This window comes from Egicoccus sp. AB-alg2, from assembly GCF_041821065.1.
GTDB lineage: Bacteria > Actinomycetota > Nitriliruptoria > Nitriliruptorales > Nitriliruptoraceae > Egicoccus.
In genome coordinates this window covers 200367-215580 of the sequence record NZ_JBGUAX010000008.1, presented here as the reverse complement: position 1 = coordinate 215580, position 15214 = coordinate 200367, and the positions used below count along the sequence as shown (strand labels likewise).

Genomic DNA, 15214 nt, shown 5'->3' with positions numbered 1-15214 from the left:
CGGATGAACATCGTCGTCGCCTTCAACGACACGCCGCACGGCCACGCCGCCGTGGACGCCGGCATCGCCGAATCGAAACTACGACAGGCCACCCTGCACGTCCTCCACGTCGCCCGGGTCGGCGTACGCAACGAGCGGCCCGAGGTCATCGCCCACTACCGCCGGTTGATGGAGAACCTGCGCGAGCGGCTGGCGCAGGACGGTGTCGAGGGGCGAGCCGAGGTACTGCTCGAACCCCACGAGCACGGGCGGGTCCTGCTGTCGGTCCTACGGGATCTGGATGCCGATCTGCTCGTCGTGGGGAGCCGTCACCGCTCCCCCGTCGGCAAGCTGGTGCTCGGCAGCACGGTGCAACACCTGCTGCTGCGTGCCGACTGCCCGGTGTTGGTGGTCCGCGCCGCGCTCAAGGAAGGGTGACAAGATGGCGCATTGGTAGTACCATTTGCCCGCCTCTGGAAGGAAGCCGATGCGCACCTTGCCCGTGACGATCGCCTGCGGCCCCTACGACCGTATGGAGGCGTTGCAGCGCGGGATCGTGCAACCGGAGGGCATCGACGTCACGTACGTGCCGGTGCAGTCACCACCGGAACTGTTCGCACGGATGATCAAGAAGCACTCGTTCGACGCGTCCGAGATGTCACTGTCGCTCTACACGCAACTGCGGTCCCGGGGCGGGTTCCCCTTCGTCGCACTGCCCGTGTTCCCCTCGCGAATGTTCCGACACGGCTACGTGTTCGTCCGCTCCGATCGTGGCATCGCGAACCCCAAGGATCTCGAGGGCCGGCGCGTCGGGGTGCAGGAGTACCACCAGACCGCCGGTGTGTGGATCCGGGGCATCCTCGCCTCCGAATACGGTGTCGACCTCGCGTCGATCGCCTGGAAAGAGGGCGGCGTCAACGCCCCCCGCGACCCCGACGTGCTTGACCTGCGTCCGAGCGGACCCCTCGACATCGAATTCGTCGGCAATGACGTGTGCCTCTCCGACCTGCTGCGCGACGGCGAGATCGACGCCTACCTCGGCGCACGTATGCCCGACAGTTACCGGTCGAGCCACGTGGTCGATCGACTCTTCCCGGACTACCGGGAGGCCGAGCGGGACTACTACGCACGTACCGGCATCTTCCCCATGATGCACACGCTGGTCTTGCGCGAGCCCCTCGTGGAGCGCCATCCGTGGATCGCCGAGTCGCTGTTCAAGGCGTTCCAGGCATCCAAGTCCTGGTGTCTCGAACAGATGCGCTTCTCGGGCTCGAGTCGTTACACGCTTCCGTGGTTGCACGCCGATCTCGAAGAGGTCGACATCCTGTTCCACGGCGACCCGTGGCCCTACGGCCTGGAAGCGAATCGCGCGGCCATCGAGGCGTTCCTCGACTTCCTCGTCGACCAACGCTTCCTGGAGTCCGCCCCGGCACCTGAGGACCTGTTCCTCCCGCTGCACGTGTCGAACGAGTAGGGAACGCATGCTGCTGATCGACAACGAGACCGTCGGCCAGGTCCTCACCATGGAGGACTGCATCGCCGCTCAGGAGCGCGCTTTCGACGGGCTGCGGAGCGGCGAGTCCATCCATCGTCCGCGCATCGATCTCTACGCTCCCGGTCCACCGACGGGCTACTTCCGTTGGGGCTCGATGGAGGGTGCCAATGACGGCTACTTCGCCATCCGCATGAAGTCCGATGTCGTCGAGTGGCCGACCGACGACGCGGGCAATTGGACCGAGGAGAAGTACGCCGTCGAGCCGGGGACCTACTGCGGGTTGATCCTGCTCATCTCCACCGTCAACGCCGAGCCGCTGGCACTGATCAATGACGGCGTGCTCCAGCACATGCGGGTCGGCGGCGGTGCGGCGATCGGCGTCAAACTACTCGCCCGCGAGGACGCCACGGCCGTCGGCATGCTCGGCTCCGGGGGCATGGCCCGGACCTACCTCGAGGCGTTCGCCTGCGTCCGGCCGATCGAGCGATGCAAGGTGTACAGCCCCACCGTGGCAAATCGCGAGACCTACGCGCGAGAGATGTCCGAGCGCCTCGACATCGAGGTGACCGCGGTCGACTCGGCCCGTGAGGCCGTCGCGGGGGTCGACATCCTCGCGTCGTGCACCGATTCCATGCAGCCTGTCTATGACGCGGCATGGATCGAGCCCGGGATGCATGTCACGAACCTTGGGCGCCGTGAGCTCCCCGAGGCCGCGATGAGCCGCTTCGACGTCGTGATCCGCCAGGGCACGGCCGGCGTCCAAATGCCGCAGACGGAGCGGTTCCAAGCCGAGCGCGGCATGTCGCCCGCTGCCTACCTCGGGGGCACCAGCGAGCAGTTGCAGCGCATCCCCCCGCCCAACCCGAATCCCGGGTTTGGTGGTGACGACCCACGCTTCACCGATCGCGGGCGCGGCGGTGACAAACCCGATCTGTCCGCGCTGCTCGCGGGCGAAGTCCCGGGACGTACCAGCCCGGAGCAGGTCACCTTCTACCGCAATGTCGGCAACCAGGGCCTGCAGTTCTCCAGCGTCGGGCAGGTGGTGTACCGGAAGGCTCGCGAGCGTGGCCTGGGCCGACAACTCCCTCGCGAGTGGTTCCTGCAGGACATCCGCGACTAGGCGGCGCGTTCTGCCCACCGCTCCGCCGCGGCACCTGCCGGGACCAGCTAGGATGAACCAACCATCATACCTTTGCCTCCGCGGCGCGATGGAGCGCAAGGAGGAAGCGTGACTGCATGAGCCGGCTCGAGCTCGACCAGCTCGACGTGCAGACGATCGACAGCACGTCGCCAGCCTCCGAGATCACGAGGCGATTACGCCGTGTGATCCTGTCGCGGACGGTCGCGACCGGCGACCAGTTCCCCCCGGAACGGCAACTCGCCGAAGCCTTCGGGGTCAGCCGCGGGTCGGTCAGAGATGCGCTGCGCACCCTGCAGGCCGAAGGCCTCGTCACCGTCAGAGTGGGCGCCAAAGGCGGCACGTTCGTCACCAAGCCGCCACCGGGCCTGATCGCCGAGCGGATCACGCACATGTTGGCGCTGGACGATCTCAGCCCCGCACAGGTGACCGAGGCGCGAGCCGTCCTGGAACTCGGCGCCATCCCGCTCGCCTGCCGCCGCGCCCAGGAAGCCGACCTCCGCGAGCTCGAGGCCCTCACCGACCGTGCCGAGGTCGCTTTGCGCGAGGGGGAACACGACTTCCACCACTCCGTGGCGTTCCACGTTGCGCTCGCGCGTGCCAGTCACAGCCCCGCCACGGCGATCATCATCGACGCCCTCCACGAACCGGTGCTGCGATCCATGATCCGGGCGGCCGCCAAGGCCCCCCACATGGCCGAGCAGGGCATCGCGGAGCATCGGCAACTGATCGACGCGCTTCGCCGCCGCGACGAACGGGAAGCGCAGGAGATCCTCGCCCTCCACCTACGGCGTCTCCTCGAACGGATCGACGGGGACACCACCATCCTTCCGAGCTTCGACACCTGATCTTGACGGCGAAGTAGGGGTACACGTGGCTGCCAGTGACGACACGCCACCGCCCGACGCCGTCGTCGAGTTCCGGCTCGACGGGCGGGCGGTGCGTAGCGGCGGCGGCGATCGGCGCCTGATCGACGTGCTGCGGGAGCTGCGTGGCCCGCGGGCGGTCCGGGCCGGATGCGGAGCCGGCCAGTGCGGGACGTGCGCGGTCCTCGTCGACGGCGAGCGAGCGACCAGCTGCGACCGGACGCTGGCCACGGTGGCGCGACGCGAGGTCACCACGCCCCAGGCGGACACGGCCGCATGGCAGCTCGCGCGGGACGCTTTCTCCTCGATCGACGCAGGTCAGTGCGGCTACTGCGTCCCAGGTTTCGTGGCAGCGACGGTCGGCCTGGCCGCGACACCACACCCGGTCACGGACGCCGATCTGCGCGCGACGTTCGACGAGCACCTGTGCCGCTGCGGCGCGTATCCCCGGCTACTCCAGGCAGCGCGCCGCGTACTGGGCATCGCCGCCGTGCCTGCCGCAGCAACGACCAGCCGGGCACGCGCCGTCGAACCGAGCGACGACATCAGTGCCTGCGAGCTCATCAGGATCGACGATGACGCCGTCGACGCCCGACCGGCGCAACTGCCGCCAGAGCTCACCGCCGCACCCCGCGTCGAGCACTGGCTTCGGTTCCACGCCGACGGGACGGTGCAGCTGCTGAGCGGGCGCTCCGACATCGGGCAGGCGGTGCACACCGCGCTGCGCCGGGTCGCGGCCGCGACGCTGGGCGTCGAGGCCGCGCGTGTCTGGGTCGACACCCCCACGACCGCGACGAGCCCAAACGAAGGGTTCACCTCGGGCAGTCGTTCCATGCAGCAAAGTGGACTGGCCGTCGCGCTCGCCGCTGCCACGGCGAGACAGATCCTGATCGAACGGGCCCGCGCCCGGGCCCCCGGCGCCGACGAGTGGTCGATACGTCACGACGCCGTGCTCGTCGGCGGCACCGCGCACCTCTCGATCGCCGAACTCGTCGACGGTGATCCCGTCGTCGGTCGGATCCGCACGGACGTGTCGCCAAGCTGGCAGTTCGCCTCCGCGGTTCGACAGGAAGGCCACCACGAGTTCCGGCAGAAGCTTCGTGGCGAGACCGGATACGTGCACGACTTGCAGCCCCCGGGGCTCCTGCACGCGCGGGCCGTCATTCCGCCACATCCTCAGGCTCGCCTGGAGTCTGCCGCCACGAAGGCCGTCCGGTCGTGGTCGCAAGTATGTGCCGTCGCCGTCGACGGCAGCCTCGTGCTGGTGGTCGCACAGGACGAGGAGACGGCCCGGCGCGGTGCCGACACGATCGCGGCGGGCGCGCGCTGGTCCGGCCCGACGCTGCGACCCGGCCCGGCCGACCACCGGCTGTTGGGTGACGACGACGGGACCGCGTGGACCGCACGCGACGACACGCTCCCGGCGGATCACGAGGAACTCCGTCACTTCCGCGCCGTCTACGACAAGCCCTATCAGGCGCACGCTCCCATCGCGCCGTCCGCCGCTGTCGCCCTCAGTGAAGATGACGGCCTCCAGGTCTGGTCACAGACGCAAGGAATCTTCCCGCTCCGTGCCGAACTCGCCGCGATCAGTGGCCGGGCCCAGAACCAGATCACGGTCCACCAAGTGCCGGGGCCCGGCTGCTATGGCCACAACGCAGCTGACGATGCCGCGGCATTCGCGATGCTGGCCGCCGACATCGTGCCCGGGCAACACGTCCGCTTCGCGTTCGAGCCGTGGCAGGAGTTCGTCGTCGAGCCGTATGGCTCGGCGATGCGGGCCGACGTCGACGCGTGGGTCACTGCGGACGGCAAGGTGGCCGGTTGGCGGCACGACGCGTTGACCGACGCCCACGGCGCCCGGCCCCGAGGGCAGGGCGACCGCCTGATCCCCGCCTGGCTACGTGCCGGGGACGTCGGACGTCCGGAGCTCGGCGCCAGTGGCGGTGGAGGGCGCAACCTCGATCCGATCTACGCATTCGACGCCGTCCACGCGCGGGCACGTCACGTCGACGGACCGCTGCGGACGAGTTCGCTGCGATCGCTGGGAGCCGTCCTGCACGTCTTCGCCATCGAATCCATGATGGACGAGATCGCCGCCGGGCTGCAGCTCGACCCGGTCGAATTGCGGCGTCGCCACCTTCAGAACGACCGCGCCCGACGGGTGCTGGACGAGGCACTGCGGGTCGACGACACCTCCGTGCCGTCGTCGGGCGCGATGCCGATCGGCCGAGGTGTGGCGCTGGCACGCTATGCGGGCGACAAGGCGTATGCGGCCGTGGTCGCCCGTGTGGCGGTGGATCTCGAGGCCAGCCTGCTCGCGCCCCTGCACCTGACGGTCGCGGTCGACGCCGGTGCCGTCGTCGATGCAGACGGGCTCAGGCAGCAACTGGAGGGTGGCGTGGTGCACGGCCTGAGCCGCACCTTCGGCGAGGAGTTGCGCGTCGATCGGACCGGCGTCGTGACGACCGACTGGGCGAGCTATCGGGTGGCACGCGCCTCGCAGGTGCCCGGCATGCGCGTCGTACTGCTCGACCGTCCCGGCAGCCGGCCGCTCGGAGCAGGTGAGGCCACCACGCCACTCGTCGCCCCGGCGATCGCCAATGCGATAGCGGACGCCTGCGGTGTCCGTCTGCGATCGCTGCCGTTCACGCCCGAACGTGTCCGTGACCAGCTGCTGCGGAGCGAGCAGACGACGCCGGCCTGAGCGACGCGCCGGAGGGTGGTCAGCCTCCGACGGCGCCGGTTCCGACGTGTTCGCCCGCCTCCAGTCGCAGTTCGATGAGTGTCGGCCCCGTCTCGTCTCTGGCCCAGTCCATCGCCTCACGGAGCTGGCCGACGGTGTCGACCGCTCGCGCCGGCACGCCGAAACCGGCGGCCAGCGGGACGAAGTCCGGGGCGGGCCCGTCGATCCCCGCCCCCACCGCCGGTCCGTCCAGCCGACCTGCGCGATGTTTCTCGACGGCGGCCTGCACCGCCTGGTATCCACGGTTGTTCGAGACGAAGACGGTCACGTCGAGCTCGTAGCGGGCCGCAGTCCACAGGGCCTGGATCGACATCAGCGCGCTGCCGTCGCCGACGAACAGCACCACGGGACGCTCCGGCGCCGCCAACCTCGCTCCGATTGCCGCCGGCAAACCCCAGCCGATCGCGCCACCGGTGTTGCGGTGGTATTCACGATCGGCGCCTATCTGCAGATGCCGCAGAAGCACACGTGAGGAGCGGACACCCTCGTCGATCACGATCGTGTCATCGGCGAGCCGTTCGTCCAGGGTCTGCGCAACCAGGTCGACGCTGAGCGACGAGTCGTCGTCGACGGCCGCATCACGTCGTTCCTGACGCGCGGTCCGATACGCATGCACGAGTTCGCGCATCCGGCCTCGACCTTCCTCGGCTGCCATCGGGTCCGCCGTCCCCCGTAGCGCCCGTAGCGTCTCCGCGCTGCTCGCCACGATTGCCTGATCCGCTGGGTAGCGCTTGTTCAGCTCGCTCGGGTCGTCGTGCACGTGCACGAGTGCGGCGCCCTCGGGAAGCTCGGACCCCGTCGCCGGCTCGAACTCCACGAAGACGCGGGCGCCGAATGCCACCACCAGGTCGGCGTCGCGAACAGCCGGGTGATCCGGCTGGTACTCGCCGCAGCACACCGATGCATCGGTCGGGACGTTGATGCGTGCCGCGGAACGGCGAGGTTCGAGCAGGACCGGCACGCCGAACTCCTCGGCGACCTCGACGAGGAGCTGCCGGGCGCCCGTGCGCGCGACGCCGTCGCCGGCGAGGAAGAGGGGCCGGCTGGCGCCACGCAGCCGCTGCCGCAGTTCCTCGATCGCCGCTGATGACGGCGCTGCGCCGGCCGGGGTCGCACCGATGGTGGCTTCCTTCGCCTGCTCGACGTCGGCCGCGGCGCGGTCCTCCGTGACGACCAGCGCCACCGGACCCGTCGGGATGCGCTGCGCCAGCGCGAACGCACGCGTCAGGTCCTCGACGGCCAGCTGCGGGTCCTCGACGGACCGGCTCCACTTCGTGTAGGGGCGCAACAATCCCGGTAGGTGCTCGACGGTGCAGAAACCATCGCGGTTGGCGATGCGCGCATCCTTGTGACCGATGATGGCAACGATCGGCGAGCGATCGACCCAGCTGTTCATCACCTGCCCGACGGCATTGCCGGTCCCGACCGACGTGTGCAGCGACACCACACCAGGTCGACCGGAAACCCGTGCGTACCCGTCGGCCATCGCGACGACGATGGATTCGTGCAGGCCGAGCACGAAACGTGGTTGGTCGACACGGCCGAGCGCGTCGAGGAGCGGGCCCTCCGTACTCCCAGGTAGCCCGAAGACGTACTCGACCTCGAGGGCCTGGAGCTGGCGCACCAGTGCGTCGGCGACGAGCATGGCTGACCTCCATGGTCAGATGGTGTCGGTCAGATGGTGTCCAGCGCCGTCGGGTCCGACCCGGGAGGTCGGACCCGACGATGCCGCGCAGCGAGCTCAGAAGCCCAGGCTGACCAGTTCGCGGAAGCGCTCGGGCGCTTGTGTGATGGTGTCGACGAGGTCCTCGACGCCGGCCGCATCGACGTACCCGATCGGACGTCCCTGGCTTTCGGCATCCTCGACGAAGTCGGGATCGGTCAGGATGTTGTCGAACGCCGTCCGTAGCGTCTGCACCAACTCGTCGGGCGTGTCCGGATGCGCGACCAGGCTGCGTCCCAGATCGAGCAGCGCCTCGAAGGCGTCGACGAGCTCCTGTTGCTCACTGTCGAGGTCGAGCTCCCGGAGGATGGGCGTGTCCGGCACCTGGTCGGAGCGCTCCTCGGTGCCGGTGAGCAGGATCGGGATGGCGTCGCCCTCGTCGACCGTGGGGCCGAGCGTGTCGAGGTCGACGATGATGCCGTCGACCTCGCCGACGAGCATGGCGGCGAGGACATCCGACGAACCGTCGTATCCGGTCACGATCTCGTACGGATAGCCGAGGATCTCCATGACGAGGAGTGCTTCGACGTAGGTGGAAGCCCCGGGTCCGCTCGCCCCGAACAGGAAGGGGTCGTCGGCGTTCTCGAGGTCTTCGAGCGTCTCGTACCCGGAGTCCGGGCCGGAACCGATCAGCTTCGGGCCGGCGTAGACACGGGCGAGATACGTCAGGTCCTCGAGCTCGAAGTTGACACCTTCCGCCTCGGCGAGTGCCGAGCCGGCGATGCCCGAGCCGTTGATCAACATGACCTGCGTACCGTCGGGCGGCGACGCGAGCAGGTTGTTGAGGGCAACGAGGCCTCCGGCGCCGGGCTCGTTGTTGATCACCACGGTCGCCCCGAGTTGCTCTTCGAGGTACGGGGCGATCAGCCGCACGTAGGCGTCGTACCCGCCACCGGGTCCGACGCCGACCGTCAGGGTGATCTGCTCTCCGGCGAGCGGATTGTCCTCGGGGATCTCGCCGCCGGCGTCGGCGTCCTCCTCGGCGCCCGCCTCGTCACCCTCGGCCGGGTCCGTGTCGGTCGCGGTCTCCGCTCCCGGTTCCGTCTCGGTCGCGTCGTCTCCGCCGCACGCCGCGAGGAGCAGCGCTGCCGCAGAGAGGACCGCGATCACGCCTCGCAGTCGTTTGCCGTTCATGTGGCTTCTCCCTCTATCGCCTCCACCACACCGATCGGTGGTGGTACTCCCGCGTCGCGCCGCCTTCGTGGTGCCGCGACGATTCAGCACACCGGATCGAGGTCCTCCGAGGACCGAGCGTCCGTCCCGACGATGACCGCCTTCTCCTGCGTGTAGCTGAACAGGTCCTCCAAGTTGCCTTCCTTGCCGACGCCGCTGCGCTTGTAGCCGCCGAAGGGCATGCCCACGGGACGGGCCGAGGCGGTGTTGATCCACACGATGCCGGCCTGGAGTTCACGAGCGATCACCTGTGCGCGTCCCACGTCGGCACTCCAGATCGCCGCGGTCAAGCCGTAGGGCACGTCGTTGGCGGCCGCCAAGAGCGACGACTCGTCCGACCACCGCAGCACCGACATGACCGGGCCGAAGACCTCCTCCTGGGCGATCCGCATGCCGGGCTCGACGTCTGCGAACACGGTCGGGTCCACGAAGAAGCCGGTGCGCTCACGATCGGGAATGCCGCCGGCCAGAGGCCGGGCTCCTTCCTCGATGCCCGAGCGGATCAGTTCGTCCACGCGGTCGCGATGCCCTTCGTAGGCGACGGGCCCGATGTCCATCGCCTGGTCGAGCGGGTCGCCGACCTGGATGGTCGCGACGACCCGCAGCACCTCGTCCAGGAAACGGTCGTGGATCGCCTCGTGGACGAAGACCCGCGACGTGGACCAGCACGCCTGCCCCGGTGAGCGGAACAGGTCGAGTGAGTTCACCGCCGCGCGAGCGACCTGCGGGATGTCCACGTCGGGGAAGACCAGCAGCGGGTTCTTCCCGCCGAGTTCGGCGGTGACGTGCTTGATCTCGGTCGCGGCGCCCCGCATGACGTGCTGGCCCGTCGCCACGGAACCGGTGAATGCGAGCCGTGGCACGTCCGGATGCTCGACCAGGGCGGCACCGACGTCGGCACCGCCCGGCAGCACGGTGAAGACCCCGGGCGGCAGCACCTCGTCCGCCAGCTCAGCGAGGCGCAGTGCCGAGAGCATGGTGAACTCGCTCGGCTTGACGATCACGCTGTTGCCGGTGACGAGCGCCGGTGCGGATTTCACCGCGGCGAACTTCACCGGGTGGTTGAACGGCACGATCTTGCCGACCACGCCGTACGGCTCGCGGTTCGTGTGCATGAAGGGCGCACCCGGGGACCAGGGGAACGCACGGCCAACGACCTCTCCCGCTAGTCCCGCGAAGTAGCGACAGGCCTTGGCCGCGTCGTGCGCGTCCTTGACGGCGGTCGAGATCGGCAGGCCGGCATCGACCGTGTCGAGTCGGCCGAGTTCCTCCGCGTGTTCCTCGATGACGTCGGCGAAGGCCCGCAGCGCACGTGCACGCTCCGTCCAATGCAGCCGGCCCCAGGCACGCCCCGCTTCGTTCGCGGCTGCGACGGCATCGTCGACGTCGTCCATCGTCGCCAGCGGCACGTCCGTGATGGTGCGTTCCGTCGTCGGATCCACAGCGGGCAGCGTCGAACGCTCCTGCTGGATGCGCGAGCCACCGATCCGGAAGCCGTAGGTCCGACTCGCGATCTGCTGGCGCTGGAAGGTGACGTCGTGCGCCACGTCGACGGCCACGGCTCGGCCTCCTCGGAAGAGCGACAGTTGGTTTTATGGTCCGACCAAAACGAGCGTAGGGTGCCGGGTGAGGGGTGTCAACGGAGCGAATCGGGCGCTACCCCCGCACCACCCGGTACAGCCACTTCAACAATGGGACGACGATGATCAACGCGGTCAGGGCATAGATGCCGACGGCGATCGGGCGCGTGAGCGCACCGGCGCCATAGACCCGCATCATCAGCAGATAGTTCTGCTCGAGCAGTTGGCCGAGCACGAAGCCGATCAGCAAGATCGCGCGCGAATAGCCGTTGTGCTTGAGGAGCCAGCCCAGGAACCCCACGGCGATCATGACCACGACGTCGCCGATCGCGTTGCTGGCACTGAAGGCACCGAAGATGCTCGCGATGAGGATGGGGGGCACGATGAGGGACGTCCGCAACTCGGTGAGCTTGGCCATCCCCGGCGTGATCGCGAGGGTCACCACGGTGCCGATGAGGTTGCCGATGACCAGGATCCAGATGATCATCCACACGATGCTGATGTTCTCGCTGAGCATGGACGGACCCGGCTGGATACCGAACGCCAGGAACGCTGCCAGCACGATCGCCATCGAGGCGCTGCCAGGGATCCCGAATGCCAGGGTCGGGATGAGCGCGCCACCCTCCTTCGAGTTCGTGGCCGCGTCGGCCGCGATGACCCCCTCCACGGTGCCGGTGCCGAACGCCTTCGGATTCTTGGAGGTCTTCGCCACCTGCGCGTAACCGACGAACTGTGCCGCCGCGTCCCCCAGGCCAGGCGCCATGCCCACCCACAGGCCCGCGAACGAGCTCTGCAACGTGGCCCTCCAATGCCGGACGGTGTCGGCCATGCCGCGGCGCATCTGGACCCACCAGTGCTCCTGCTGGCCGGACTCGTTGATGGCGCTGCCTTGACGTATGAGGTCGATCATCTCCGTGATCGCGTAGAGACCCAGCACGACGGGAACCAGCGCGATGCCGTCCCAGAGATAGAGTTGCCCGAACGTCCACCGTTGCGCCGCGGTGCTCTGCTCGAGGCCGACGAACGACAGCATGAGTCCGATGCCGCCCGAGATCAGCCCCTTCATGGGATCGCTCTGCCCGACGAACGCCATGAACACCAATGCCAGCAGGATCAGCGCGAGGAACTCGGGCGACCGGAACAGCAGGACCAACGGCCGTAGGACCGGCAGCGCGAACCCGAGGACCACCGCGCCGAACACACCGCCGATCGCCGACGCCGTCAGCCCGGCAGCCACGGCCCGGATGCCTTCGCCCCGCCGCGACATCGGGTAGCCGTCGAAGGTCGTGGCCACCCCGGACGCGGAGCCGGGGATGCCGTAGAGGACGGAGGTGATCGTGTTGCCCGTGCCGCTGACCACCGTCACGCCCATGATGAGGGCGATGCCGACCGGCGGTTCGAGCTGGAACGCGAAGGGGAGGACGATGGCGATCGCGAACAGGCCTCCGAGGCCGGGGGTCACGACCGCGATGGTCGAGAACACGATCCCGATCAGCATGTAGAGGAGGGCGGTGCCGCCGAGCAGACCCAGTCCGCTGAACATGTCGGTCAGCACGGGGGCACCTTCCGTCGGCGCGCGGGCAGCGAACTCACCAGGGCAGCAGTTCGCCGAAGCGGCCCTGATAGAGCCGCACCTCGAGCAGGACCACGAAGAACACGTGGATGACCGCCAGCGTCACACCCGACGCAACAGCGATGACCCACCACCGTTCCCTGGCGTACAGGCGCATGAACGCCAGGAAGAACACCGGCACCGTGGCCAGCATCCCCAGCAGGTAGAACGACACGCCCAGCGCCAGCACCCAGCCGAAGGCACTCAGCGTCGAGGCCTTCATCGGCATGGACGCAGCCGCTGACGTCTCCAGCCGGGAGGGCTTCGCCGCCTCGATGGCGGTGCCCGCCCGGGCCTCGTCGGCCGAGACCTCCGACGCGTCGCCTCCGGAGCGATCACGGCCGCCCCCCAGGCCGTCCTCTTGCTCGTCGACCGCTTCCGCGGTGTCCGCCAGCGCCGGGTTGCCTGTCTTAAGGGCGAGCAGACTGCGCAGCAGCTGCACGGCCAGCAGGGCGGTGGTCGGGATCCCGACGACCAGCGGAATGCGTCGTGCCTGCTCGTTGAAATCGAAGGCCATGAACGTCATCGCACCGATCGCCACCAGCAGCGAGGCGGTCAGGATCACATCCTGCCGTCGAGACGCCATTCCGAGCTCCTCCCGGCCGCCCTGATGACCGCCCGGCACCGTTCGGGGAACACCCACATTTGGTCGGACCTTAAGGGATTCCGCAGGCACCCGTCAAGGGTTCGACCAAAGAGGAATAATTGTCCGACCGAGCCACGGCCGACCGCGGCAGACGCGCGTCGGCAGCGTTCATGCGGTTGGCTCCGGCCCGCTGCCCCGCTCCAGGATGCGGACGTCGAAGTCCTCGTGGCGCATGCGAGAGATGGCCTCGAGTTCCAGGGGGTCCAGGGCGATGCTCGTGCGCGCATCCGCGTCCGTGACCACGAGGCGCACACCGTTGGGCGTGCGGTCGAGAGCGAGCCAGACAGTGGCGAACTCGTTGCGCATCACGAGGTAGTCCTGTCCGTCGCGGGACCGGGCCTGGAGGTCCTCGCCACCTGCAAGGGAGTCCCAGGGCGTTGGCACGTGCACCTCGTGGTCAGATGATGAAGGTCAGGTTGAACTGCGGCAGTTCCCGGGCAAGCAGACGCACGGTCTTCTCGGCGATGCGCCAACCCTCGTCCGGCGCCCACCGCAACCCGTAGGTGCTACGCCCGGCGAGGCTGCGCGGAGTCGCGAGACCGATCTGTGAGGGGTCCCCCACCCGGACCTCGTGCACCACGAGGTTGCAGCCCACGACCGCGTCCCGACCATGCTGCTGCAGCACGCGAACGTTGGTGACGTCGTGCTGGGTGCGCGACGGCGGCATCTGCGCGTACGCCGGCGTGTCCAGCAGCCGGAAGACGCGCTCGTCGAGGCGTGCGCGATCGTCGTACACCAGCGACGGCTCGCACGACGGGTCCTCGTCGGCCATCGGCAACCAGTAGCGGGCGTCTTCGGTGAACAGCGCCAGCCATTCGTCGAGGTGTCGGTCGTCCAGTAGGGCCGCCTCGGTGTAGAGGAGCTCTGCGGCCTCCGCCACCGTGAGCGTCGGGGCCGCCGGCTCAACCATCCGCCCGCTCCTGCTGCAGCATCCGGAACCAGGTGCGATACAGCGCGCGTTGCGGCACCTCGTCGGTCGAGTGCCCCACGATGCTGCCATCGGGCTGCCGGCGTTCTCGCTCGAGTCCCCGGGAGAAGTCCAGCCATCGGGCAGCTGTCGCCTGCACGCCTGTCTGGTTGAGGACGAAGATCTCGATGTCGTCTGTTGCACCGAAGCTGGACGGGCCGAAGAACCGCTCGTGCTCACGAAGTCGCGCGGTGTTGATGTCGTCGTCGATGCCGTCGAGCCACGTGGGCAGAGCGTCCACGATCGTGTCCGTGGCCGACAGCGGCCGAATAACCCGGATGTGGGACTCGAACAGGTACAGGTTCGGGAAGATGAACAGGTTGCGCTGCGTGAGGATGTCCGCGACTCGATCGGCGCCGTGCGCCTCCTCGAGCTGGCGCCGGTAGCGCGGATTCGCGGCGTAGTCGAACGTGCCGAGCATGCCCTCCTCGCGTTCGAGCATGCTGTCGCCGTTCGCCAGGCTGCGGGCATGGTTGTTCGTGGCCTGCTCGTTGCGGGCTCGGACGACCTCCTGCCGCCGGCGCTCACCCGAGCGATCGAGCAACGTGACGAACGACTCGTGCACGTAGTTGCCGTGGTAGCCGTCGATGCCGTTCTCGACCTGGAACTTCCAGTTGCCCGGGTAGCGATAGCGATGCACGCCGGACGTGACCCGGACCGAGCCGTGCGGCGACCGGTCGGCCCACTGATCGATGTACCAGGCCGTCGGCCCCAGTCGCTCCTCGAGGTCGGACGCATCCGGATCCAGGCACGCGAAGATCAGCCCCCGATACGTGTCGACACGCGGCACGCGGACCAGGTCGAGCTCACCGGCCTCGAAGTTCGGCCCGTAGCCGGCGCGCTGCGCCATACCGACGAGCGCGCCGTCGTTTCGGTAGACCCAGTTGTGGTAGGGGCACCGGAAGTGGTTGCCATGGCCGCGTTCGGACCGGCAGACGACCGCGCCGCGGTGCATGCAGCGGTTGAGCACGACATGGATGCGACCGTCCTCTCCGCGGCTGACGATGACCGGCTGCCCGGCCAGCACCGTGGTCCGATAGTCGCCCGGCACGGCCACCTCGGATTCGTGCGCCACGAACTGCCACGTCCGGCCGAAGATGCGGGCCAGCTCGAGCCGGAAGATGTTGTCATCCCGCTGGATACGGCTGTCGACGCGGAACCGGAACGGCTCGTCCACGACCAACGAGGACAACTCGAGCGGCTCTTTCGTGATCGTCATCGGACCATCACCATTCATCTGTCGAACCCTCAGACCATTGCGAGGATAGCGACGCCTCAGCCAGAGGGGC

The 15214-nt window shown here is 68.6% G+C and carries 13 protein-coding genes; 5 read left to right on the top strand and 8 right to left on the bottom strand.

What is annotated here, in order from left to right; genetic code table 11:
• The first annotated feature begins 3 nt into the window (after positions 1 to 3).
• The 5 genes from ACERM0_RS17110 (at position 4) to ACERM0_RS17090 (ending at position 6185) form a co-directional block, all read left to right on the top strand.
• On the top strand, positions 4 to 417 hold the full coding sequence (locus ACERM0_RS17110) for a universal stress protein (RefSeq protein ID WP_373679830.1): 414 nt from the start codon (positions 4 to 6) through the stop codon (positions 415 to 417).
• A gap of 49 nt (positions 418 to 466) precedes the next feature.
• Positions 467 to 1453: an ABC transporter substrate-binding protein gene (locus ACERM0_RS17105; RefSeq protein WP_373679829.1), complete on the top strand. Its 987-nt coding sequence runs from the start codon at positions 467 to 469 to the stop codon at positions 1451 to 1453.
• A 7-nt stretch (positions 1454 to 1460) separates the two neighbouring features.
• The gene (locus ACERM0_RS17100; protein ID WP_373679828.1) at positions 1461 to 2594 is read left to right on the top strand and encodes an ornithine cyclodeaminase family protein; all 1134 of its coding nucleotides are present in this window, start codon (positions 1461 to 1463) and stop codon (positions 2592 to 2594) included.
• 146 nt (positions 2595 to 2740) lie between these two features.
• Positions 2741 to 3460, top strand: coding sequence for a FadR/GntR family transcriptional regulator (locus tag ACERM0_RS17095; RefSeq protein ID WP_373679827.1), 720 nt, complete (start codon positions 2741 to 2743; stop codon positions 3458 to 3460).
• A gap of 25 nt (positions 3461 to 3485) precedes the next feature.
• Positions 3486 to 6185, top strand: coding sequence for a molybdopterin cofactor-binding domain-containing protein (locus tag ACERM0_RS17090; RefSeq protein ID WP_373679826.1), 2700 nt, complete (start codon positions 3486 to 3488; stop codon positions 6183 to 6185).
• 19 nt (positions 6186 to 6204) lie between these two features.
• Here ACERM0_RS17090 and ACERM0_RS17085 read toward each other — a convergent pair whose 3' ends face one another.
• The 8 genes from ACERM0_RS17085 to ACERM0_RS17050 all read right to left on the bottom strand — a co-directional run bounded on the left by ACERM0_RS17085 (position 6205) and on the right by ACERM0_RS17050 (position 15144).
• Positions 6205 to 7869, bottom strand: coding sequence for a thiamine pyrophosphate-binding protein (locus ACERM0_RS17085; protein WP_373679825.1), 1665 nt, complete (start codon positions 7867 to 7869; stop codon positions 6205 to 6207).
• A gap of 96 nt (positions 7870 to 7965) precedes the next feature.
• The gene (locus tag ACERM0_RS17080; RefSeq protein ID WP_373679824.1) at positions 7966 to 9081 is read right to left on the bottom strand and encodes a Bug family tripartite tricarboxylate transporter substrate binding protein; all 1116 of its coding nucleotides are present in this window, start codon (positions 9079 to 9081) and stop codon (positions 7966 to 7968) included.
• 83 nt (positions 9082 to 9164) lie between these two features.
• Positions 9165 to 10679: an aldehyde dehydrogenase family protein gene (locus tag ACERM0_RS17075; RefSeq protein WP_373679823.1), complete on the bottom strand. Its 1515-nt coding sequence runs from the start codon at positions 10677 to 10679 to the stop codon at positions 9165 to 9167.
• A gap of 97 nt (positions 10680 to 10776) precedes the next feature.
• A complete protein-coding gene (locus tag ACERM0_RS17070) occupies positions 10777 to 12255 on the bottom strand; it encodes a tripartite tricarboxylate transporter permease (protein ID WP_373679822.1) in 1479 nt (492 codons plus the stop codon).
• Between the two features lie 34 nt (positions 12256 to 12289).
• Positions 12290 to 12898, bottom strand: a complete 609-nt coding sequence (locus tag ACERM0_RS17065) for a hypothetical protein (protein WP_373679821.1) — start codon at positions 12896 to 12898, stop codon at positions 12290 to 12292.
• A 168-nt stretch (positions 12899 to 13066) separates the two neighbouring features.
• Complete coding sequence (locus tag ACERM0_RS17060; protein ID WP_373679820.1) at positions 13067 to 13342, bottom strand: dihydrodiol dehydrogenase; 276 nt, start codon at positions 13340 to 13342, stop codon at positions 13067 to 13069.
• A 13-nt stretch (positions 13343 to 13355) separates the two neighbouring features.
• Positions 13356 to 13868 (bottom strand): aromatic-ring-hydroxylating dioxygenase subunit beta, encoded by a 513-nt coding sequence (locus tag ACERM0_RS17055; protein WP_373679819.1) that lies wholly within the window; start codon positions 13866 to 13868, stop codon positions 13356 to 13358.
• On the bottom strand, positions 13861 to 15144 hold the full coding sequence (locus ACERM0_RS17050; protein WP_373679818.1) for an aromatic ring-hydroxylating dioxygenase subunit alpha: 1284 nt from the start codon (positions 15142 to 15144) through the stop codon (positions 13861 to 13863). The genes ACERM0_RS17055 and ACERM0_RS17050 overlap by 8 nt, the downstream gene beginning before the upstream one ends.
• Positions 15145 to 15214 lie beyond the last annotated feature (70 nt).

What these genes read in the sequence shown, in the direction of transcription:
- ACERM0_RS17110 (WP_373679830.1), top strand. Translation starts at nt 4, where the DNA reads ATGAACATCGTCGTCGCCTTCAACGACACGCCGCACGGCCACGCCGCC.
- ACERM0_RS17105 (WP_373679829.1), top strand. Translation starts at nt 467, where the DNA reads ATGCGCACCTTGCCCGTGACGATCGCCTGCGGCCCCTACGACCGTATG.
- ACERM0_RS17100 (WP_373679828.1), top strand. Translation starts at nt 1,461, where the DNA reads ATGCTGCTGATCGACAACGAGACCGTCGGCCAGGTCCTCACCATGGAG.
- ACERM0_RS17085 (WP_373679825.1), bottom strand. Translation starts at nt 7,869, where the DNA reads ATGCTCGTCGCCGACGCACTGGTGCGCCAGCTCCAGGCCCTCGAGGTC.
- ACERM0_RS17080 (WP_373679824.1), bottom strand. Translation starts at nt 9,081, where the DNA reads ATGAACGGCAAACGACTGCGAGGCGTGATCGCGGTCCTCTCTGCGGCA.
- ACERM0_RS17065 (WP_373679821.1), bottom strand. Translation starts at nt 12,898, where the DNA reads ATGGCGTCTCGACGGCAGGATGTGATCCTGACCGCCTCGCTGCTGGTG.
- ACERM0_RS17055 (WP_373679819.1), bottom strand. Translation starts at nt 13,868, where the DNA reads ATGGTTGAGCCGGCGGCCCCGACGCTCACGGTGGCGGAGGCCGCAGAG.
- ACERM0_RS17050 (WP_373679818.1), bottom strand. Translation starts at nt 15,144, where the DNA reads ATGACGATCACGAAAGAGCCGCTCGAGTTGTCCTCGTTGGTCGTGGAC.